Source organism: Rhodococcus sp. DT1 (genome assembly GCF_049844875.1).
Classification (GTDB): Bacteria; Actinomycetota; Actinomycetes; order Mycobacteriales; family Mycobacteriaceae; genus Rhodococcus.
Genome location: NZ_JBNCLW010000006.1, coordinates 132,329 through 153,529 on the forward strand (window position 1 = coordinate 132,329; position 21,201 = coordinate 153,529).

Consider the following 21,201-nt stretch of genomic DNA (forward strand, 5'->3'; position numbering starts at 1 on the left):
CACGTATGTGATTAGACACGTCGGGCGTGTCGCGGTCAAGCTGTGGGATAACCGTCGCTTACTATCGACGACTTTGCCACTTCCGGTTTCGGACGTCGCTGAACCGGGTACGGCGCGCACCGCCTAGGCTTGCCCCGTGAATGTGACTGTATTGGTCGGGGGTGTCGGTGGGGCGCGTTTTCTCACAGGTCTGCGCCAACTTCTCGGCATCTCGCCCGGCGCCGACACGAATCCGGACGCACCCCACCGGATCACCGCCATCGTCAACGTCGGTGACGACGTGTGGATGCACGGGCTGAGGATCTGCCCCGATCTCGACACCTGCATGTACACCCTCGGCGGCGGAATCGACGAGGAGCGCGGCTGGGGCCGTGTGGACGAAACCTGGAACGCGAAGGAAGAACTCGCCGCGTACGGTGCCGTTCCCGACTGGTTCGGTCTCGGCGACCGCGACATCGCGACCCACCTCATCCGCACCCAGATGCTGCGCACCGGATACCCGCTCTCGGCGGTCACCGAGGCACTGTGCGCCCGGTGGAAGCCCGGCGTCACACTTCTGCCGGTGTCCGACGACCGCAGCGAAACCCACGTGGTCATCACCGATCCCGCCGACGGCCTCCAGCGCGCGATCCACTTCGAAGAGTGGTGGGTCCGCCACCGCGCTCGGGTCCCGACGCACAGTTTCGCGCATATCGGCGCCGACGAGGCGAAGCCCGCCCCCGGAGTCCTCGACGCCATCGAGAACGCCGACGCGGTAGTGCTGGCACCGTCCAACCCCGTGGTGAGCATCGGTGCGATCCTCGCGATCCCGGGTGTGCGCGGCGCGCTGCGCACGACGAACGCGAAAGTCGTCGGCCTCTCCCCCGTCGTCGGCGGCAAACCGCTGCGCGGCATGGCCGACGCGTGCCTCGACGTCATCGGCGTCGACACCACGGCCGAAGCGGTCGGCCGCTACTACGGCGGCCGCAACGGTACGGGCATCCTCGACGGCTGGCTCGTGCACGACACGGACAGCGCCGACGTTCCGGGCGTGGAGGTCCGCTCCGTCCCCCTGCTCATGACCGACCCCGACGCGACCGCCGATATGGCCCGCGCCGCTCTGGAACTCGCTGGAGTAACCCTGTGATGTCCCCCGACGCCGCGCCCCACGCCTCGGTGCGTGACCACGCCCCCGGCGGGCCCCTCGAAATCCTGCCCGTGCCCGGGCTCCCCGAATTCCGCCCCGGCGACGACCTCGCCGCCGCGATCGCCGCCGCGGCGCCCTGGCTGACGACCGGCGACGTCGTCGTCGTCACGAGCAAGGTGATCTCCAAGGTCGAAGGCCGGATCGTCTCCGCGCCCACCGATCCCGACGCCCGCGATGCCCTGCGGCGCCGCCTGGTCGACCAGGAGGCAGTACGTGTGCTCGCCCGCAAGGGCCGGACCCTCATCACCGAGAACCGGCTGGGCATCGTGCAGGCCGCGTCGGGGATCGACGGCTCCAACGTCGACGGCGCCGAACTCGCGCTCCTGCCCGAAGATCCCGACGCGAGCGCGGCCGCGCTGCGCGACCGTCTCTCCGCGTTGCTCGGCGTCACCGTCGCGGTCGTTGTCACCGACACCATGGGCCGCGCCTGGCGCAACGGCCAGACCGACGCCGCGATCGGTTCCGCCGGTCTGCCGGTACTGCACGAATACGCCGGCTCGCGCGACGCCCAGGGCAACGAACTGCTCGTGACGGCGGTGGCCGTCGCCGACGAGATCGCCGCGGCAGGCGATCTCGTCAAGGGCAAGCTCGGCGGCGTGCCCGTCGCGGTGGTCCGCGGACTCGATCTGCCCGACGACGGATCCGACGCACGCGCACTCATCCGCAGCGGCGACGAGGACCTGTTCTGGCTCGGCACCGCCGAAGCCCTCGAACGCGGACGCCGCGAAGCATTGCTGTTGCGTCGCTCGGTGCGCGAATTCGCCTCGGAACCTGTCGATCCCGAGGATCTTCGCGAAGCCGTCGCGGACGCGCTCACCGCACCCGCGCCTCACCACACTCGCCCGGTGCGATTCGTCTGGGTACGCACCGAGCAGGTCCGGCAACGCCTGCTCGACAGCATGCGTGAGCAGTGGGCCGCCGACCTCGAACGCGACGGTCTCGATCCGGTCGCGATCGAGCGCCGGCTCTCGCGGGGCTCGATCCTCTACGACGCCCCCGAAATCGTCGTCCCCTTCTGGGTTCCGGACGGCGCCCACCACTATCCCGACGCGGAACGCACCGCCGCCGAGGCGACGATGTTCACCGTCGCTGCGGGCGCCGCGGTGCAGGGCCTTCTCGTCGCCCTCGCGACCCGCGGGCTCGGCAGTTGCTGGATCGGTTCGACGATCTTCGCGCCCCAGGTCGTCCGCGACGAACTCGGGCTGCCGGCCGATTGGTCACCGCTCGGGGCTGTCGCCGTGGGATATCCCCTCGACGACCCGTCGCCCCGGGAGCCCGCCGATCCCGGACCCGCCTTCGTGGAGCTGTAGCGATGTCGTCACGTTCCCTGCACCGGTCCGCGGTCGATCGCCTCACCGCGTGGCATCCCGACTCCGCCGACGCGGATTCGTTGCGGCACACGATGCTCGCGTTTCTCGACTCCGCACCGGACGGATGCCTGCGTGCGCACGTGCCCGGGCACATCACCGCGTCGTCGCTGGTACTCGACGCCGACCACCGGAACGTGCTCCTCACACTGCATCCGCGGGTGGGCCGGTGGATCCAGCTCGGGGGGCACTGCGAGGAGTCCGACGAGACCGTGGTCGACGCAGCGCTGCGGGAAGCCACCGAGGAATCCGGGATCGCAGGTCTGACGATCGACCCCGAACTGCTCTCGGCGCACACGCATCCGATCACGTGCTCGCTCGGCGTTCCCACCCGCCACCTGGACCTGCGGTTCCTGGTGACGGCACCCGCCGGCGCCGAACCGGTACGCAGCCACGAGTCGACCGATCTGCGGTGGTGGCCCGTCGACGCACTTCCGCCCGGCGCCGAGCGCGACACGATCGACCACCTCGTGCGGCTCGCGTCCGCGCGACGCTGACGAGCTCGCGGGTCAGACCCCGATCGGGGTGAGCGACGGGTACTTCGGCGTCACTCCGTCACCGGAGGAGAGTCCGCGCAGCCGGCGCCCCACCCAGGGGAACAGGAATTCTCGCATCCACCGGCGATCGTCGGCGCGCTGCGCCGTCGGCGTCAGAGGCACCGGCGCGTCGAGCCGGACGAGCGGCAGGCTGTGGGAGACGCCGAGGATATCGAGTACCCGGAGCGCCATGTTGTGATGGCCCGCCGGCGACAGATGCAACCGGTCGGGGTCCCACATCCGGAGATCGCGGTATTCGGAGAAGCGCCAGAAGTCGACGATGGTCGCGTCGTGCCGGTCGGCGATCTCCCGGATCAATTCGTTGTACACGGCCCAGCGTCCGCGCAGCGCGCCGAACACCGGCGCCCAGCTGCCGTCGTACGCGGTCCACATCAGCACCCGGGCGCCGGTGGCGGCCAGTCGGCCGATCGCTTCGTCGTAATCGGCGGCGAGATCGTCGAAGTGGACCTTGGGCCGCATCAGGTTGTTACCACCGGCGTAGATGGTGACCAGATCGGGCTTCATCGCCACCGCGGTGTCGACCTGCTCGTCGATGATCGGACGCAGCAACCGCCCCCGGATCGCGAGATTGGCGTAGGCGAAGTCGTCGCTCGCGAGCGCAAGCTGCTCCGCAACGAGATCGGCCCAGCCGCGCAACCCGTTGGGCCGGGACGGATCCGGGTCGCCTACACCCTCGGTGAACGAATCACCCAATGCCACATAACGTTCGAATCCCACGTGAAACCTCTCACACATCCGTGCTGAACCGGATGCCCCCGTCCGGGAGTTGCACCCCCGGCCACACCCGCGCACCGCGCAACAATTCACACCGGGCTCCGATGTCGGCGCCGTCGCCGATCACGCCGTCCCGGATCAACGCCCGTGGACCCACGCGCACACCGAATCCGATGATGGTCCGCTCGATCACCGCCCCGGCCTCGATCCGGGCGCCGTCGAAGATCACCGCACCGTCGAGGCGCGCGCCGGCACCGATCTCCGCTCCGCGCCCCACGACCGTGCCGCCGATCAGCAGCGCGCCCGGACCGACCGAGGCACTCGGGTGCACCAGCGACTCGCCGCGGGGCCCGTCCAGCGCGGGCGACGGCGCAATTCCGCGGACCAGGTCGGCGGAACCGCGCACGAAGTCCTCCGGCGTCCCCATGTCGCGCCAGTAGGCGGCATCGACGTGGCCGTAGACGCGTTTGCCCTCGGTGAGCAAGGTCGGGAAGACCTCCCGCTCGACCGACACCGGCCGGCCCTCCGGGATCTGTTCGATGATCTCCCGGCGAAAGACGTAGCAGCCCGCGTTGATCTGGTCGGTCGGCGGATCCTGTGTCTTCTCGAGGAACGCCGTCACCCGTCCGTCGGCGTCTGTCGGCACGCACCCGAAGGCACGCGGATCGCCGACGCGCACCAGATGCATCGTCACGTCCGCTTCGTTGCGCACGTGGGTGTCGAGCACAGCGCCGAGATCGGTGCCTCCGAGCACGTCGCCGTTGAACACCATCACGTGGTCGCCGCGCAGCTTGGGCAGCACGTTGCGGATACCGCCGCCGGTACCGAGAGGCTCGGTTTCGGTCACGTACTCGATCTCGAGGCCGAAGTCCGAGCCGTCGGCGAAGTGCTCCTCGAAGACCTCTGCCTTGAACGACGTGCCGAGCACCACGTGCTTGATCCCCGCCTCGCGGATCCGTGCAAGAAGGTGGACCAGGAACGGCACCCCGGCGGTCGGCAGCATGGGCTTCGGTGCCGACAACGTCAGCGGTCGCAGCCGCGTGCCCTTGCCGCCCACCAGGATCACCGCATCGGTATGCGATGCTGCAGCACTGGTCATGGTCTCCCCTGTTTCGTGTCGTTGCCGGATTGAACGTCCGGCTCGGCGCTTGCCCTGGCGCGCTCACGCACCGCGGCCGCGACCGCAAGCTTCGATCGCACGAGCAGTCCGCCCCGCAGTGCCCATCTCAGCGGCGCCTGCCACCTGTGCGGATGACGGTCGGCCTGGAACCGGTACGCGCTCTCGTGGTGTGCGGGAAGCATGAGTTCGGGATGTCGCCCGGCGGCGTGGCCCTTGGCGTGGGTCACGTGCGCGGACGGAACGAACACGTTGAGCCACCCGGCGCGGCCCAGCCGGTCGCCCAGGTCGACATCTTCCATGTACATGAAGTAGCGCGAGTCGAATCCGCCGATGGCGTCGAATGCGGATCGGCGCAGCAGCAGGCACGATCCGGACAGCCAGCCGACGGACCGTTCGCTGATCTCCTCGTTCTCCTGGCGGTACCGCTGGGTCCACGGATTCGCGGGCCACACCGTTCCGAGGAGCGCGTGCCCGGCACCGGATGCGAGGGTCGGGACCGAACGAGCGGACGGGTAGATGCTTCCGTCGGGCTCGTGGATCAGCGGGCCGAGCGAGCCGGCTCGCGGCCACCGGCCGGCCGCCTCGATCAGCGCGTCGAGCGACCCCGGTTCCCATCGCACGTCCGGGTTGGCGACCACCACGAACTCGACCGACGACTCGATCTCGGCAACGGCACGGTTGACCGCGCCGCCGTAACCGATGTTGCCGCCGGTGCGCAGGAGCTCCACGTTCGGATGCGCGACCGCAGCTGCCTCCGGCGTACCGTCGGTCGACCCGTTGTCGGCCATGATCACCCGCGTCGGGCGCTCGGTCGCTCCGGCGAGCGAAGTCAGAAAGTTCTCGAGGTGCTCGCCGGGCGAGTACGTCACCGTCACCACGGCCAGCGTCGAATCCACGCGGGCAACCATAGCGACCCTCTCGGTGTGCGGTGAAACACAGGCTGCGCACTCGCAGGTCATCTGCGCGTGTCCACCGATCCGATGGCCGCGTGCAGCGCGTCTCGCCACGGTCGCAAGGGCGTGAGACCGGCACGTGCCCACCCCCCGCCGTCGAGCACCGAATACGCCGGGCGCGGGGCGGGCCGCACGAACTCGTCGCTCCCGCACGGCTGCACCCGTACCGGATCTGCGCCGACCTCCGCGAACACGGCCTGCGCGAGGTCGAACCAGGTGGCGTCGCCGCCGTTGGTGGCATGCAGCACGCCGCCGGGCAGATCCGTCCGAGCGGCGAGCTCGAGCAGTCCGTCGGCGAGGTCGTGCGAATAGGTCGGCGATCCACGCTGGTCGTCGACGACCCGCACGGTGTCCCGCTCACGCTCGAGCCGCCGCATGGTGGCCACGAAATCCGTGCCGTCTCCCGTGTACACCCATGCGGTGCGCACGACATGCGCCGACGGCAACGTGCCCAGCACCGCGCGCTCGCCGGCCAGTTTCGTCCGTCCGTACGCGGTGCGCGGGCCGGTCGCGGCGTCCGTGCGGTACGGCTCGGTCGCGTCGCCCGCGAACACGTAATCGGTGGAAACGTGGATCAGGTGGGCACCTTTGTCCGCACAGGTCGCGGCGAGCACCCCGGGCCCCGTTCCGTTGACGGCTGCCGCGCGGGCCTCGTCGCTTTCCGCTGCGTCGACCGCGGTGTACGCGGCGCAATTGATCACCACCGCACCCGGCTCGATCGTCGCGGCGGTGGCTACCGGATCGGTGATGTCCATCTCTGTGGAACCGACGCCTCGAACGGGTATCCCGGATGCGGCAGCCCGGGCGAGGAGCGCACGGCCCAGCTGTCCGTGGGAACCGGTGACGAGGAGGGTGGACACGCTGTGAAGTCTGGCACGCCGGAGTGGTGCGTGCCCCTGGAGCACCCGCCCCAGTAGCCTTCAGGGGAAGTCCGGACACCCGACATCAGCCTGCCCAGCAGTGCTCGACACGACAGCAGTGCGCGATACAACAGCAGTGCTCGACACGACAGAAGCGATCCACCCGACAGGAGGACCAGGTGCCGCCAGAGCCGCCCCGCCGCCGTACCGGCGGGCGACGCCCGACGGGCGGCCGCCGCTCTCGCGCGGCAGGAACACCGATCGCCGACGGTCCCGGGTCGGCCGCCGCCACGGGCAGACGACCGCGCCGGCCCCGCCGGAGCGACGATCCCGGTCGCCCCGCGGTCGCCGCGGCACCCCGCGTCTTCACCGGACGGCCCTTGCAGATGATCGCGGCGGTCGCCGCGGCTCTCGCACTCGTGGTCACCGGCATCGCCTGGCAGCGCATCGACTCGCTGCGGTCGTCGCTCGCATCGATCGGCGGTCTCGGCCTCGGCGGCGGGGAGGACGGTGCGGTCGACATTCTGCTGGTCGGCACCGACAGCCGCACCGATGCGCACGGCAACCCGCTGTCGCAGCGCGAACTCGACGCGTTGCGCGCCGGCGAAGAGGTCGCCAACAACACCGACACCATCATCATGATCCGGGTGCCGAACGACGGGCGTTCCGCGACCGCGCTGTCCATCCCGCGCGACACCTACGTCGATGTTCCCGGCATCGGCATGTCGAAGATCAACGCCGCCTACGGCGCAACGAAGGAAACGACACGGCTGGAACTGGTGGAGTCCGGCTCCGACGCCGCCGAGGCAGAGACCGAGTCGACGAAGGCGGGCCGGGAAGCGCTCATCGAGTCCGTGGGCGACCTGACCGGCGTCACCGTCGACCATTACGCCGAAGTCGGCTTGCTGGGCTTCGTGCTGTTGACCGACGCGGTGGGCGGTGTGGAGGTGTGCCTCAACGCTCCCGTCGACGAGCCTCTCTCCGGCGCACGGTTCGATGCCGGACAACAGACGCTCGAAGGCCCCGACGCGCTCAGCTTCGTGCGGCAACGACACGGTCTGCCCCGCGGGGATCTCGATCGGATCGTTCGCCAGCAGGTGTTCATGGCGTCGCTCGCGCAGAAGGTGCTCAGCGCCAAGACCCTGAGCAACCCGTCGAAGGTGAATCAGCTCACGGCAGCTGTGCAGCGGTCGGTCGTGCTCGACTCCGATTGGGACATCATGGATCTGGCGACCCAATTGCAAGGCCTCGCCGGAGGCGACGTGACGTTCTCGACGATCCCCGTGGAGGACATCAACGCGATGACCGACTACGGCGAATCCGTGGTGCAGGTCGACCCCGACGAGGTACGAGACTTCGTGGCGGGTCTGGTCGGACGCACCTCCGACGATCGGGCGCCCGACGACGACAGGACCACGTCCGCCACACCGGCACCGGACATCGAGCCGTCGACAGTGACCGTCGACGTCACGAACGCCGGCGACGTGGCCGGCCTCGCGTCGGTGGTCTCGGCCGAGCTCTCGTCCGAGGGGTACGTCGAGGGCGAGGTGGGCAACTACACCGGCTCGGCGGTCTCGTCGTCGACCGTGTACGGCGCCGACGAGGAGTCCGACGAGACGCGCGCGGTGGCCGCTGCGCTCGGAGGGCTCGACACGGCGACGGATCCGACGCTGCCCGAGGGAACGGTGCGAGTGGTGCTCGCCGGTGACTACAGCGGTCCCGGCACCTCGACCTTCGCCGGTTCGGAGTCGACCACCACCTCGAGTTCGTCCGGCCTGACCCCCGCGGACGGCACCGCCACACCTGCCCCGGCCGCGCCTCCGATCGACGCAGGGTCGGAGGGCCCGCGCTGCGTCAACTGACCGCACCGCCGGCCCCGCACCGCCCGCGATCGACACGCGAACCAACCACCGCCCGACCAACGAGGTAGATGTGACCACACTGACCGACACCCTGCTCGAACCGATCCTCACCACCGATCCGGCGGGTCCGCGGATCACCTGGTACGACGACGCGACCGGAGCCCGGATCGAACTGTCGGCGGTCACGCTGGCCAACTGGGCGGCGAAGACGGCGAACCTTCTGCGTGACGAGTTCGGTGTGCTGCCCGGCGCGCAGGTGGCGGTCCTGCTTCCGGCGCACTGGCAGACTGCCGCTGTGCTTCTCGGCACGTGGTGGGCGGGCGCCGAAGTCGTCCTCGAGCCTTCCGACGACGTGGAAGTGGCTCTCGTGACGCCCGATCGTCTCGCCGACGTCGAACAGGTTCCGGAGGTGGCCGCGCTCTCGCTGGACGCCTTCGGTGCGCCCGTCGCCGATCTGCCGCCCGGTGTCACCGACTACGCGACGAACGTCCGGGTGCACGGCGACCAGTTCCGCTCGGCGGGCGACGGTGGCTCGGTGCTCGACGGGCGCTCCGCCGGCGACGTACTCGCCGCCGCGCGCGACGCCGCACAGAGCGCGGGGATCACCGCCGCGGACCGGGTGCTCTCGTCACGGACCTGGGAGACGCCCGACGCGCTGATCGGCGGCCTGCTCGCCGTGCTGACGGCAGGCGCGTCGCTCGTGCAGGTCTCCCGTCCCGACCCGGCCGCCGAGGAACGGCGCGTCGTGAGCGAGAAGGTCACCGTGCGCCTGGACGGGTGATCTTCCGGTAGCCGCCGTCCTCCAGCCCTGCTTCGATCTCGAACCGGTTGCGAGAACCTGGATTTCGGATCTCTTCCCACCAATACCGCACGGCGAACCCGAGACCGTATCGTGCCCACTGATCGGCGTGGACGGCCTCGTGACGCAGCAACCGCCGGGTCGGCTGCGCGCGGGTGAGAAACGCGCCGCCGACTGTCGTCCCTCCGCGCGCGAAGCCGCCCCGCATACCGGCGCACACGTAGATGCCGCACTCGTCGTCGAAGGTCACTGCGGCGCCCCACAACCTGGCCCAGAGCAATGCAGCCACGGTGGCGACACGCGCGGACGGCACACCGCGCGATGCGCGGACCGCTCGGCTCGGAACCCTGCGTTCGGGGGGCACGGTTCCGAGCCTAGCGATTCGGTGCCGCCGTCACGGACGACGGCGGCGCCGCGCAGAGACCGTCAGCCGGTCAGCGCCGCCACGGGGCTGATCCGGCCGGCGCGGTGCGCGGGGATCAGTGAGGCCACCACACCTGCGATGCTCCCGGCCACGACGATTGCGACGAGCTGCGCCCACGGGACGGCGCCCGGCGTGACGTAGCCCGCGCCGATCACGGACGCGGTCCCGGCCGTGCCGAGCAGCAGGCCCAGAGCGACCCCGAGCACCGACGCGACGCCGGCGATGATCACGCCTTCCCGGACCAGCAGACTGCGCACCCCGGACCGGGACAGGCCCAGCGCGCGCAGCATCCCGGTCTCGCGACACCGTTCGATCACGGACAGAGCCATCGTGTTTCCGACGCCGATCAGTGCGATGAGAATCGCGATCGACAGCAGACCCCCCACGACCAGCAACATCGTGTCGAGCACCTTCTCGAGCATCTGGCGGTTCGCCACCGCGCCCACCACCTCGCTGCCGGGTGAGATGTCGGCCGCCACCCGCGCGATGTCGTCCGAGACCGCGACGAGCCGGTCGTCGGTCAGACCGTCGTCCAGCCGCAACCAGACGGTGTCGGCAGTCTCGGAATCGATGGCCTGCAGGTCGGCGAGCGCGATCAGGTCGGGCGCACCGGGGCCCGCCGTCACGACCGTGAGTTCGCGCGACCCGGTGTCGCCACGCACGGTGATCGCCTCGCCCTCACGGACTCCCAGCGTCTCGGCCAGCGCCGGTTCGAGGGCGATCGTTCCCGGCTGCGGCAACCGAACGTCGTCCCGCAGTGTCTGTGCGGCAGAGTCCGGATCCACCCCGGTGACGAAGAATTCGGTCTCCCCGACCCCGACGGTCGTATTCGCGACCGCGGTTCCCGCGCGGAGACCGTCGAGTGCGGTGAACCGGTCCACGGCACCGTCGGATGCGTCCGGAACCGACATCACCGCGACGTCGACGGGAAAGTTCTCGTCGATCAAGGCGGGTGCGCCGGCCTTGAGCGTGCCGATGCCCACCACGATCGTGGAGGTCAGGGTCACGCCGATGAACAGCGCGGTCGCGGTCGACGCGGTACGACGGGGATTGCGGCGGGCATTACCGGCGGCGAGCGCGGCCACGGGGCCACCGAACCGGGCCAGCGCTTGCCCTACCGCCCCCACCAGGGCCGGCACGATCCGGCGGGAGGCCAAGATGACGCCGACGAACAGCATCAGCCCACCGGGGCACGCCATCAGGACGTTGCCCACCGCCGCTCCGATCCCGAGCAGTGCCGCACCGCCGGCAATCGCCAGCAGTGCGCACACCCTGCGCACCCACGTGTCCCGCACCGGTTCCGGCTGGGTCTCGAGCGGATGCATCGCAGCCAGTGCGGACACGCGTGTCGCAGCCCTGGCCGGGCCGTTCGCGGCGATCACGGTGACCACGGTGCCCAAGAGCAGGCCGAGGCCGATCGCGCCGGGGGTCACCGCGATCGAGGTGAGCGGGATCGGCACGTCCGCGGCGCGGGCGACCGCGACGACCGCGGCAGCGAGACCACATCCGGCGAGCACGCCGAAGACCGCCGAAACGAAGCCGACGATCACGGATTCGGCACGTACGCTGCGTCGCACCTGCGCGGATGTGACGCCCACACAGCGCATGAGCGCGAACTCGCGCGTCCGGGCCGCGAGCAGGACCGCGAAGGTGTTGGAGATGACCAATCCGGCGACCACGACCGCGATGGCAGCGAAACACAGCAGCACGTTGCGGAGTACCCCGATGTCGCCGACATAGCTTCCCGCTACCGCGGTCGCCCGGTCGGCACCTGTGGTGACCTGCGCGCCGGGAACTGCGGCGGCGAGTGCGTCGGTGAGCGCGGACCCGCCCCGGCCCGCGACCCTGATCTCCCACTCGGTGTACTCCCCCGCCCAGGCCCGGACCTGCGCGACGTCGCCGAACACGAGGCGCGAATCCAGCGCGAGGGGTGACCCCGCAAGGTCGACCGTACCGACCACCGTGACGTCGCCGGCCGCAGGTTTCCCGTCGATATCGGTGATCGCCAGGGAATCACCGATCGCGTGGCGCGACGACGAGCCCACCGTCACCTCGCCGGGGCCGGACGGCCAGCGCCCGTCGGCGAGTCGCTGCCACCGCAACGACACGTCGCCCGACACCGTCGATGCGGTGCTGTACCCATCGGTTCCGGCGACCTTTATCGGGCCCGTCACATCGAGGGCAGAGGCTTCCACGCCCGGCACAGCCGAGATCGCGGTGAGGACCCCGTCGGGGTCGAGGTCGGAGTCGGACTCGGTGATGACGGCGGCGGCACCGTCGTACTGCGCCGCTGTCGACGTGGTGATCGCGGAGTCGACGGTGCTGCCGAGAACGAGCGTCGCGACGACGAAGGCGACCGCGACGACCACTGCGAGTGCCGACGCGACGTATCGGCCGCGGTGTGCCCGTGCCTGAGCGAGAACGAGATGTCTCATCCGACCGACACCGGGCCCGCGCTCAGATCGCGCATCGTTTCGAGCACGGAATCTGCTGTGGGCTCACGGATTTCGCCGGCGAGCCGGCCATCCGACAGCAGGACGACCCGGTCGGAATACGATGCGGCGACCGGGTCGTGCGTGACCATGACGACGGTCTGACCGGTTTCGCGCACGCTGGACCGCAGCAGCGAGAGCACCTCGGCGCCGGAGTGCGAGTCGAGGTTGCCGGTGGGTTCGTCGGCGAAGATGACGTCCGGTCGCGCCAGCAGTGCGCGCGCGACCGCGACCCGCTGCTGTTGCCCACCCGACATCTCGTGCGGGAAGTGGTCCAGGCGCTCGGTGAGACCGAGCCGGCCGATCACTTCGTCGAACCACTCGGGGGCCGGACGCGTTCCGGCCAAACGCATCGGCAGCAGCACGTTGTCGCGGGCGGTGAGCACCGGCAGCAGATTGAACGCCTGGAACACGAACCCGATGCGCTCGCGTCGTAATCCGGTCAGGACCGCGTCGGACGCGGAGCTGATGTCGATGTCGCTCCGCCGCGCGTCTCCGTGCAGAACCACGCGGCCCGCGTCGATTCCGTCCAAGCCGGCGAGTGCGTGCATGAGCGTGGATTTTCCGGAGCCGGACGGCCCCATGATCGCGGTGAACCGGCCGCGTTCGAAGGCGACGGTCACCCCGTCGAGGGCGCGCACTTCGGCGTCGCCGCGACCGTAGACACGCACGACGTCGTGCGCCGAACACGCCGGCAGGAAAGAACCAGGTTTTGTCATGGTTCGACCGTAGAAATCCGGCGGCCGCAGCACATCGGAGCGCGGAGCGATCCTCGTGGGGCCGTGTCATCCCACGGTAGGACACATCGCCGTGTCCCGGTCCGACCGTGGGCCTACTCGCCCGCGCCGAGCAGTTCGTCGGGGCGCACCAGACCGGACCGGAACGCGAACAACACCGCCTGCACCCGGTCGCGGGAACCGGTCTTCGCCAGCACCCGCCCCACATGGGTTTTCACGGTCGCCTCCGACAACACGAACCGCTGCGCGATCTCGCCGTTGGTCAGCCCGTGCGCCATCGCGACCAGGACTTCGAGTTCACGCGGCGTCAACTCGGCGGGCACGTCCACCTGCGCGGCAGGCGGATGCGCGGACGCTCCGAGCATCGGTGAAATGTGCCGGAGCAGTCGCCGCGTCGCGCGCGGCGCCATGATCGCGTCTCCCCGGTACACCGTCCGTACCGCGTCGAGCAGATCCTCGGGCGGCGCATCCTTGAGGAGGAATCCGCTGGCTCCGGCGGCGATGGCCTGCACGACATACTCGTCGTTGTCGAAGGTCGTCAGCACCACGACCTTGGGCGCGTCCGGTTCCGCCAGCAGCATCCGGGTCGCGGATATCCCGTCGACCCGCGGCATCTGCACGTCCATCAGGACGACATCGGCGTGCACACGCGCGAGTTCGGCCACGGCCGCTGCTCCGTCGGACGCCTCCGCCACCACGTCGATGTCGGGCTGCGATTCGAGGACCATGCGGAAACCCGCGCGGACGAGTTGCTGGTCGTCGACGAGCGCGACGCGGATCGGAACTTCGGGATCGGACACGTCCGTCAGCCTAGGCAGGGACCGTGACGCGAACACGGTACCCACCGCCGTCTCGCGCGCGCGGCCCCGACACGGCGGTGCCGCCGTGCAACCGTGCCCGCTCGTCGATGCCGGTGAGCCCCTGGCCTCCCGGCCGCGCCTCCACCAGCGCGGCCGCACCCCGCCCGTCGTCGACGGTCTCCACGACGAGGCGGTCCGGGCGCCAGTCCAGGGTCACCTCGGCGTGTGCGCTCGGTCCGGCGTGCTTGAGAACGTTCGTCAGCGACTCCTGCACGATGCGGTACACGGACAGGCCGAGCCCGTCGGAGACCTCGCGGGGCGTTCCGGTCTCGGTGAACGTCACGTCGAGACCGCTGTCGCCCATCCGGTCGATCAGGGCGCCGAGATCGCCGAGGCCGGGTGTCGTGGTGAACTCCCGTGGCGAGTCCTCGCGCAACACCGACAGCAGCGACCGCATATCCGTCAGTGCGCCGCGGCCCGTCTCGGAAATGGTGGCGAGCACCTCCGTGGCTGTCTCCGGGTGCTGCGCGGCGGCATACCGTCCGCCGTCCGCCTGCGCGATGATCGCGGTGAGCGAATGCGCGACGATATCGTGCATCTCCCGCGCGATCCGGGTGCGTTCCTGGGTGGCGGCGAGTTCCGCTTCCTTGAGCCGTTCGAGTTCGAGCAGCCGGTTCCGTTCGGTCAGCGACGTCACCTCCCGCAACCGCAGGCCCCGAACTCGCCCGAACGCCCAGATCCCGCCGAGGAACACGGCGACCAGCACCGCCATGACCGCGACGTCGAACGGTCGGCTGCCCGGCGGGGACAGATACCGCGCCCCGGCACCCGCGCCTCCCGCCACCGCGGCGACGAGAGCGACGTTCGCGGCCCAGCGCGGGGCGTAGGCCGCAAGCGAGTACACCGCGACGGGAACCGCGATCGCGGTCCCGGGCCCGAGTTCCGGCAGGAACGCGAGATGCGCGTACGAGGCGACAGCGACGATTCCGCCCGCGGCCACCGGATACATGCGCCGCCAGACGAGCGGGACGGACAGAGCGAGAGCCACGACGACGACCGCCGGTGAGCTCTCGTCGACGGCAAGCGCAGCGGCCACCGCGAACAACACGATCGGTCCCGCGAGGACGGCGTCGACCGTTCCGACGTGCGCCCGGGACCACCGGTTCCATCGTTCCACCAGCGACGTCGTCTGCACGGCGGCGGTCTGTCAGCCGAGGAGCGTGCGCCGCAGCGCGTCGTCCTTCTCGAGCACCATCTTCTCGAGACCCGCTTGGAACCGCTCCATCTGCTCGCGCAGCGCCGGATCGGAAGCGCCGAGGATCCGCGCCGCCAGCAGGCCCGCGTTGCGCGCGCCACCGATGGACACGGTTGCCACGGGCACTCCGGCGGGCATCTGGACGATGGACAGCAGCGAGTCCATGCCGTCGAGATACTTGAGCGGGACCGGCACACCGATCACCGGCAGCGGCGTCGCCGACGCGACCATGCCCGGCAGGTGCGCGGCGCCACCGGCTCCGGCGATGATCACCTTGATTCCCCGGCCCGCCGCGTTCGCGGCATAGTCGAGCATCCGTTGCGGTGTGCGGTGCGCGGAGATGACGCCCACCTCGAAGCGGATTCCGAACTCGGCGAGCGCCTCGGCGGCGGCCTCCATCGTCGGCCAGTCGGAGTCGCTGCCCATGATCAGGCCGACCTGCGCACCCTGCGACACGTCACTCACCGTTGTCTCCCGTGTGTTCGTTCCAACCATCGGTCCAGACCGCGTGCGAGAGCCAGTGCGCCGCGCGTTCGGCGCGCTCCCGCACCGCGGCGACGTACGCGGGGTCGTCGATCGACCCGCTCGGATCGCCGAGCACATTGACGTGCCCGATCTTCCGGTCCTTGCGCTCACCCTTCCCGTACAGGTGCACCCGCGCGTCGGGCATCCGGGCGAACAGGTGGTGCAGGCGCTCGTCCATGCTCATCTCGGGAGCTTCGGCAGCGCCGAGAACGTTCGCCATCACCGTCACCGGGGCGAGCGGAGTCGTGTCGCCGAGCGGGTAGTCGAGCACCGCGCGCAGGTGCTGTTCGAATTGGCCGGTGCGTGCGCCGTCCATACCCCAGTGGCCGGAGTTGTGCGGACGCATCGCGAGTTCGTTGACGATCAACTCGCCGGACCGGGTCTCGAAGAGCTCGACCGCCATGACTCCCACCACGCCCAGTTCACCGGCGATGCGCAGGGCGAGCTGTTCGGCTGCGGCCGCGACGTCGGCGGGGAGGTCCGGTGCGGGCGCGATGACGACGGCGCACTGCCCGTCGCGCTGGACGGTTTCCACCACGGGCCACGATGCGCCCTGCCCGAACGGGGAACGGGCGACCATCGCGGACAGCTCGCGCGTCCACTCGATCTTCTCTTCCGCGAGGAGCGGCACACCGGCGGCGAGTTGCTCGGCGACGACACGCTCGAGTTCGGCGCGGTCGTCGAGGATCCACACGCCGCGCCCGTCGTATCCGCCACGTGCCGCCTTGAGCACGTAGGGCCGGCCCAGGGTGTCGAGTGCGGCGATCGCATCGTCGACGGAGGTGATCTCGGCGAACTTCGGCATGGGTGCGCCGAGGGCGCCGAGCCGGTTCCGCATCGCGATCTTGTCCTGCGCGAAGATCAGTGCCTGGGGCGGCGGCAGGACGTTCACGCCTTCGCGCTGCAGCACCTCGAGGTGCTCGGTGGGCACGCCCTCGTGATCGAAGGTCAGTGCGTGTGCGCCGGTGGCGGCGCGGCGGAGCGCGTCGAGATCGTTGTGGCTCCCCAGCACGACATCCGGGCTGACCTGCGCCGCGGGCTCGTCCGCGCTGCCGGAGAGGACGCGCAGCGTCTGGCCGAGCGCGATTGCGGCCTGGTGGGTCATCCGGGCGAGCTGGCCCCCACCGATCATGGTGACGACCGGCATACCGCCGGTGAGTGCACGTGGGGTGTCGGATCGAGGAGACGAATCGGATCTGCCGGTCACGGGTAACCATGTTGTCACAGGCCGTCGCGGGTGCCTCGCAGCGGTGTCACCGCACGTCGCGGGCATCGTGCGGCGCTCGTGGAAGGGTGTGCGCCGCCCGGCCGTCGCGCACGATACGAACCTGTGGCGTGGCTGATAGTTTCTCGCAAGGTTCGTGAATTCACGCAAACGTTTCGTAGACTTCTCCGAGTGTCATTCGTTGATGAAACCCTGAACAGAGTTCCGCAGCCCCTTCGGGACTTGTTGGTTCGTCATCGCGAGCTCATCAAGTTCGCGATCGTGGGCGGCACCACGTTCGTCATCGACTCCACGATCTTCTACACCCTCAAGCTCACGGTTCTGTCGGAAAAGCCCGTCACGGCCAAGATCATCGCCGGTGTGATCGCGGTGCTCTGCTCCTACGTCCTCAACCGCGAATGGTCCTTCAAGAATCGCGGTGGCCGCGAGCGTGCGCACGAGGCATTCCTGTTCTTCTTCGTGAGCGGGATCGGGGTGGTCCTGTCCTTCATCCCGCTGTACATCTCGAGTTACGTGTTCAACCTGCGGGTTCCCGAGGTGAGCCTCACGGTCGAGAACATCGCGGACTTCGTCAGCGCGTACATCATCGGCAACCTGCTGCAGATGATGTTCCGTTTCTACTGCTTCCGGCGGTTCGTCTTCCCCGAGGAGATGACCCCCGACAGCGTGCCCGGTGAACTCACCGACGAGCCGCGGAGCTGATCCGATCCAGAGCGCGGCAGGCCGGCCGGATCATCTCGGTTCCCGGAGTCGGCTCTCCGGCACCGCATGATCTTTGCTCGCACCGAGGAACAACGCGAACAGAGCGGGTCTGCGACGTTGCAATTCGAGACGCCCGCCGTCCGCTTCGACCAGCGCCCGTGCCAGTGCCAGACCCAGTCCGGTCGAGCCGCCACCGGAGAAGCCGCGGTCGAAGATATGCGGTACCAGGTCGTCGGACACTCCCTCGCCTTCGTCGCTGACCTCGACGCACACCGTCGAATCACCGCGCGTGGCGACGTAGCGCACCGAGACCGTGCACGTTCCGCCACCGTGGACGAGTGCGTTGTCGACGAGCACCGCGACCGCTTCACGCAACCGCGATCCCGTCACCGACGAGCGCAACGACGGGTCGCCACTCAGCACCAGTTCGCGGCCGGCCTCCTGGAACGGGCCCCGCCAATCCGCGATCACGCCGGTGAGGTCGCCCACCACCGAGACCTCGGTGCGGAGTTCGGCGGCGCTGTTGCGGGACTGCCGGACCAGATCGGTGATCGCAGCGGTCAGCCGGTCCACCTGTGCCATCGCGGCCTCGGCCTCCTCGACGACCGCCGGGTCGTCGTGGGTGGACAGTTCGTCGAGACGCAGCCGGATCGCCGTCATGCGCGACCGCAACTGGTGGGAGACGTCGCCGACCAGGCCGTGCTCGCGCTGGAGGCGGTTGGAGATCTCGACGGCTGCGGCGTCCAGCACGTCGGACACGCGATCGAGTTCCGGAATTCCGTGCCGCCGCGGGACCGGCCGGAAATCACCTTCGGCCAACCGGGCCGCGCGACGTGCCGCGTCCCGAAGGGGGTCGGCGAGCCGTCGGGCGGTCGCCACCGCTACGAGTGCGCCGACGGCGACGGACAGCAGCACGAGCAATGTCACGGCCGCGAGCACCTGCTGCTGAAGAGTGCGCAGGCTCTCCGACGGAACCTCGATCCGCAGCGAACCCGAAGTGCCCATCGAGAGCGACTCCACGATCGGGGACTCCACGACGGGAGCCCCGATGTCGAGGCGCGCCGCAACGTTCTCCGGGGTGGGGTAGACCACCACGACCCGGCCGTCGGCGGGAACGAGAAGGCGCAGGGAACTGGTGTCGAGGCCGCCGACCACGAGGCCGCCGGTGCCCTCCTGCGCGATGATCTCGTCGGCCATCCGCCCGAGACGGTCCTGTAGGTCGCGCCGTGCCGTGTCCTCCACGAAGAGGTAGGCCGTATAGGCGAGCGGAACACCGAGCAGGAGGGCGACGAGCAGAACGGTGGCCATCACCGCATTGAGGATGCGACTACGCACGTGCGCGGGCCGCTAGTCGGTATTCAAACGGAAACCGACGCCGCGCACCGTCGCGATGCGTCGTTCCCCCGCGGGTCCCTCGTCGCCGATCTTGCGACGCAGCCACGACATATGCATGTCGAGGGTCTTGGACCCCCGCAGATCGGTGTCACCCCAGACCTCTTCGAGGATGATGTCGCGCGAGACCACCTGCCCCGCGTGTTCGAGCAGGACCCGCAGCAACTCGTATTCCTTGTTGGCGAGTGCGACCTCGGACCCGTCGACGAGAACCCGCCGGGCGGCTCGTTCGAGCCGGATCCCCGACACGTCGACGATATCGTCCTGTTCGCCCGAGCCCCGGCGCCGCAGCAAGGCACGGACCCGCGCCATCAGTTCGGCGAGCCGGAACGGCTTGCCGACGTAGTCGTCGGCGCCCGCGTCGAGCCCGACGACGAAGTCGACTTCGTCTGTCCGGGCGGTGAGCATGAGGACGGCCAGCTCGGACCGATCCGCGCGGATCTGACGGCACACTTCCAGACCGTCCATACCGGGCAGGCCCAGGTCGAGGATGAGGAGGTCGTAGTCGCCGGACAGCGCACGTTCGAGCGCCACCGGGCCGCTGTGTTCGACCGTCACCTCGTAACCCTCGCGGCCGAGCGCGCGCGAAAGCGGTGCCGCGATGGCGTCGTCGTCTTCGGCGAGTAGTACGGCAGTCACGGATTCAGCGTACGGATCGATGGCCCGGTTGTCGGGATTACCACGCTTTGCGCCGGGTGTCCTCTTCGTGCGGGTGCCGCGCGGGGCGGGTTTCCGCCGCGGTGCGGTCCTGCGCGTCGAATGCCTGCTGGTAGAGCAGGGCGTGGACCTGCCGCACTTCGGGAATGTCGTCGAACTCGAGCGGATCGTCGGCAGCCGAGACCACCACGAGGGTTCCGGTGCGGAGCATTCGGTCGACGAGCCCGTGCCGGAACTGGACATTGCTGATCCGGCCCATGGGAATGTCGATTCCCGTGTGCGTGAGGACACCGGTGCGAACCAGCACGCGCCGGTCGGTGACGATGAAGTGCGTGCTGAGCCAGCTCACGAGCGGAACGAGGGAGCGCCACACCACGACCGCGAGCCACAGCAGCACGACCGCCACGCTCAGGACGGTCGCTGCGGCACCGTCGAGCCGAGCGGCAACGACCCCCAGCAGGAAGCCTGCGAGCGGCGTCGCGACGAGGAGAATTGCCGCCGGAACGATCAACGCCTTCCAGTGCGGATGACGGTGGAGCAGCAGCTCTTCCCCTGGTGCCAGCGCGTCGTCGGGATATCCCATGGCGCCCACGATGGCACATACCGGTGACCGCCCGCCTCGTCGGCGTGGTTGTCAGGCGGGACGCAGGTGCGTGATGTCCCCCGCGGCCACGGCCACCGTGTCGCCGCCGCCGTCCGGCCGGATCACGAGACGGCCCTGGTCGTCCACGTCCACGGCGAGGCCACGCAGTTCGGTGTCGCCGGGCAGCACCGCCCGCACCTGCTGCCCGATCGTGCCGCAGCGCTCGCGGTACGCGGCGGCGGGCCCCGCCGTGTTCCAGCCCGCGCGCGCCCACGCACGGATCCGGTCGGCGAACGCGGCCAGCAGCGTCTCCGCGAGCAGCGTCCGGTCGAGATCGCCGGCGTCCTCGAGCAACAACGACGTGGCGGTCGGAACGGGCAGTTCCTCTGCCGTGAGGGTCACGTTGACCCCGACGCCGACGACGGCTGCCGGCTCCGGTGAGGTGGACGCGACCTCCACGAGGATCCCCGCGAGTTTCCGTCCGCCGACCAGCACGTCGTTCGGCCATTTGAGCTGTGCCGGGACCCCGCCGACCGAGCGCACGGCGTCGACGGTGGCGATCCCGGCGATCAGCGGCAGCCACCCGAGGTCGCGCAGGGGGCACCCGGGCAGGCGCACGAGCACCGAGACGATGACCTGGGCCGCCGGCACACCGTTCCAGGTACGCGAGTGCCGGCCGCGTCCACCGCTCTGGAACTCCGCCAGCAGCGCGCGGCGATCGGCGCCCGTTCCTGCGACGGCGAGCAGGTCCGCGTTGGTCGAGCCGGTCTCGTCCACCACGTCGAGCCGGGTGTAGAACGCGCCGCTCCCACCCGAGGTGAGAGCGCTGCGCAGGCGAGCCACGTCGAGGGGTGCGCGCAGGGAAGCGAGATCTGGCGTTTCGCGGTTTCCGGCCATGCGCCCAGCCTAGGGTGGGTCGAAATCCCCTACCCGCCGGTAGGTCCAGTTCAATAATTCAACACAACCGGGACCGGCGCGGCACAGGCATGTG

Annotated in this window: 21 protein-coding genes; 6 read left to right on the forward strand and 15 right to left on the reverse strand. The window is 69.8% G+C overall.

The window, feature by feature from the left end; genetic code table 11:
* Positions 1 to 136: 136 nt before the first annotated feature.
* From cofD to ACLQ3J_RS16615, 3 genes are read left to right on the forward strand one after another with little or no spacing between them, the layout of a single operon-like run.
* On the forward strand, positions 137 to 1,126 hold the full coding sequence (gene cofD, locus ACLQ3J_RS16605; protein ID WP_169651679.1) for a 2-phospho-L-lactate transferase: 990 nt from the start codon (positions 137 to 139) through the stop codon (positions 1,124 to 1,126).
* Positions 1,126 to 2,496: a coenzyme F420-0:L-glutamate ligase gene (locus ACLQ3J_RS16610; RefSeq protein ID WP_169651821.1), complete on the forward strand. Its 1,371-nt coding sequence runs from the start codon at positions 1,126 to 1,128 to the stop codon at positions 2,494 to 2,496. The genes cofD and ACLQ3J_RS16610 overlap by 1 nt, the downstream gene beginning before the upstream one ends.
* A 2-nt stretch (positions 2,497 to 2,498) precedes the next feature.
* Positions 2,499 to 3,050: an NUDIX hydrolase gene (locus tag ACLQ3J_RS16615; protein WP_296550431.1), complete on the forward strand. Its 552-nt coding sequence runs from the start codon at positions 2,499 to 2,501 to the stop codon at positions 3,048 to 3,050.
* 12 nt (positions 3,051 to 3,062) lie between these two features.
* Here ACLQ3J_RS16615 and ACLQ3J_RS16620 read toward each other — a convergent pair whose 3' ends face one another.
* The 4 genes from ACLQ3J_RS16620 to rfbD are packed head-to-tail and all read right to left on the reverse strand — an operon-like array spanning position 3,063 to position 6,757.
* On the reverse strand, positions 3,063 to 3,827 hold the full coding sequence (locus ACLQ3J_RS16620; RefSeq protein WP_296550432.1) for an SGNH/GDSL hydrolase family protein: 765 nt from the start codon (positions 3,825 to 3,827) through the stop codon (positions 3,063 to 3,065).
* Between the two features lie 10 nt (positions 3,828 to 3,837).
* A complete protein-coding gene (locus ACLQ3J_RS16625) occupies positions 3,838 to 4,923 on the reverse strand; it encodes a sugar phosphate nucleotidyltransferase (protein WP_169619811.1) in 1,086 nt (361 codons plus the stop codon).
* Complete coding sequence (locus ACLQ3J_RS16630; RefSeq protein WP_169619812.1) at positions 4,920 to 5,840, reverse strand: glycosyltransferase family 2 protein; 921 nt, start codon at positions 5,838 to 5,840, stop codon at positions 4,920 to 4,922. Before ACLQ3J_RS16630 ends, ACLQ3J_RS16625 begins: the two co-directional genes overlap by 4 nt.
* Before the next feature lie 59 nt (positions 5,841 to 5,899).
* A complete protein-coding gene (gene rfbD / locus ACLQ3J_RS16635; RefSeq protein WP_169619813.1) occupies positions 5,900 to 6,757 on the reverse strand; it encodes a dTDP-4-dehydrorhamnose reductase in 858 nt (285 codons plus the stop codon).
* Between the two features lie 386 nt (positions 6,758 to 7,143).
* Here rfbD and ACLQ3J_RS16640 point away from each other — a divergent pair, with 386 nt between their 5' ends.
* Together ACLQ3J_RS16640 and ACLQ3J_RS16645 are read left to right on the forward strand one after the other, a co-directional pair.
* Positions 7,144 to 8,619: an LCP family protein gene (locus tag ACLQ3J_RS16640; protein ID WP_169651820.1), complete on the forward strand. Its 1,476-nt coding sequence runs from the start codon at positions 7,144 to 7,146 to the stop codon at positions 8,617 to 8,619.
* 70 nt (positions 8,620 to 8,689) lie between these two features.
* Positions 8,690 to 9,400 (forward strand): TIGR03089 family protein, encoded by a 711-nt coding sequence (locus ACLQ3J_RS16645; RefSeq protein WP_169619814.1) that lies wholly within the window; start codon positions 8,690 to 8,692, stop codon positions 9,398 to 9,400.
* Here ACLQ3J_RS16645 and ACLQ3J_RS16650 read toward each other — a convergent pair.
* From ACLQ3J_RS16650 to ACLQ3J_RS16680, 7 genes are all read right to left on the reverse strand, one after another.
* The gene (locus ACLQ3J_RS16650; RefSeq protein ID WP_169619815.1) at positions 9,378 to 9,782 is read right to left on the reverse strand and encodes a hypothetical protein; all 405 of its coding nucleotides are present in this window, start codon (positions 9,780 to 9,782) and stop codon (positions 9,378 to 9,380) included. The two genes, ACLQ3J_RS16645 and ACLQ3J_RS16650, sit on opposite strands and share 23 nt — an antisense overlap.
* A 62-nt stretch (positions 9,783 to 9,844) precedes the next feature.
* On the reverse strand, positions 9,845 to 12,277 hold the full coding sequence (locus ACLQ3J_RS16655) for an FtsX-like permease family protein (protein ID WP_425903932.1): 2,433 nt from the start codon (positions 12,275 to 12,277) through the stop codon (positions 9,845 to 9,847).
* A complete protein-coding gene (locus ACLQ3J_RS16660; protein ID WP_425903933.1) occupies positions 12,274 to 13,053 on the reverse strand; it encodes an ABC transporter ATP-binding protein in 780 nt (259 codons plus the stop codon). The genes ACLQ3J_RS16655 and ACLQ3J_RS16660 overlap by 4 nt, the downstream gene beginning before the upstream one ends.
* A 113-nt stretch (positions 13,054 to 13,166) precedes the next feature.
* The gene (locus ACLQ3J_RS16665) at positions 13,167 to 13,880 is read right to left on the reverse strand and encodes a response regulator (RefSeq protein ID WP_378527693.1); all 714 of its coding nucleotides are present in this window, start codon (positions 13,878 to 13,880) and stop codon (positions 13,167 to 13,169) included.
* Position 13,881: 1 nt separating this feature from the next.
* Positions 13,882 to 15,066 (reverse strand): sensor histidine kinase, encoded by a 1,185-nt coding sequence (locus tag ACLQ3J_RS16670; protein ID WP_169619819.1) that lies wholly within the window; start codon positions 15,064 to 15,066, stop codon positions 13,882 to 13,884.
* Between the two features lie 12 nt (positions 15,067 to 15,078).
* Entirely contained in the window at positions 15,079 to 15,621 is a 543-nt protein-coding gene (gene purE / locus ACLQ3J_RS16675; RefSeq protein WP_072699464.1) for a 5-(carboxyamino)imidazole ribonucleotide mutase, read from the reverse strand.
* Positions 15,584 to 16,858: a 5-(carboxyamino)imidazole ribonucleotide synthase gene (locus ACLQ3J_RS16680; protein WP_169619820.1), complete on the reverse strand. Its 1,275-nt coding sequence runs from the start codon at positions 16,856 to 16,858 to the stop codon at positions 15,584 to 15,586. The genes purE and ACLQ3J_RS16680 overlap by 38 nt, the downstream gene beginning before the upstream one ends.
* Before the next feature lie 189 nt (positions 16,859 to 17,047).
* On the opposite strand from ACLQ3J_RS16680, the gene ACLQ3J_RS16685 reads away from it, so the two are divergent.
* Positions 17,048 to 17,578, forward strand: a complete 531-nt coding sequence (locus ACLQ3J_RS16685; RefSeq protein ID WP_169619821.1) for a GtrA family protein — start codon at positions 17,048 to 17,050, stop codon at positions 17,576 to 17,578.
* A 30-nt stretch (positions 17,579 to 17,608) separates the two neighbouring features.
* Here ACLQ3J_RS16685 and ACLQ3J_RS16690 read toward each other — a convergent pair whose 3' ends face one another.
* From ACLQ3J_RS16690 to ACLQ3J_RS16705, 4 genes are read right to left on the reverse strand one after another with little or no spacing between them, the layout of a single operon-like run.
* Positions 17,609 to 18,913 (reverse strand): ATP-binding protein, encoded by a 1,305-nt coding sequence (locus tag ACLQ3J_RS16690; protein ID WP_169619822.1) that lies wholly within the window; start codon positions 18,911 to 18,913, stop codon positions 17,609 to 17,611.
* A 12-nt stretch (positions 18,914 to 18,925) separates the two neighbouring features.
* Entirely contained in the window at positions 18,926 to 19,609 is a 684-nt protein-coding gene (locus ACLQ3J_RS16695; protein WP_296549036.1) for a response regulator transcription factor, read from the reverse strand.
* Positions 19,610 to 19,646: 37 nt separating this feature from the next.
* Positions 19,647 to 20,210: a PH domain-containing protein gene (locus ACLQ3J_RS16700; RefSeq protein ID WP_296549035.1), complete on the reverse strand. Its 564-nt coding sequence runs from the start codon at positions 20,208 to 20,210 to the stop codon at positions 19,647 to 19,649.
* A gap of 51 nt (positions 20,211 to 20,261) precedes the next feature.
* On the reverse strand, positions 20,262 to 21,107 hold the full coding sequence (locus ACLQ3J_RS16705) for a biotin--[acetyl-CoA-carboxylase] ligase (protein WP_296549034.1): 846 nt from the start codon (positions 21,105 to 21,107) through the stop codon (positions 20,262 to 20,264).
* Between the last annotated feature and the right edge of the window lie 94 nt (positions 21,108 to 21,201).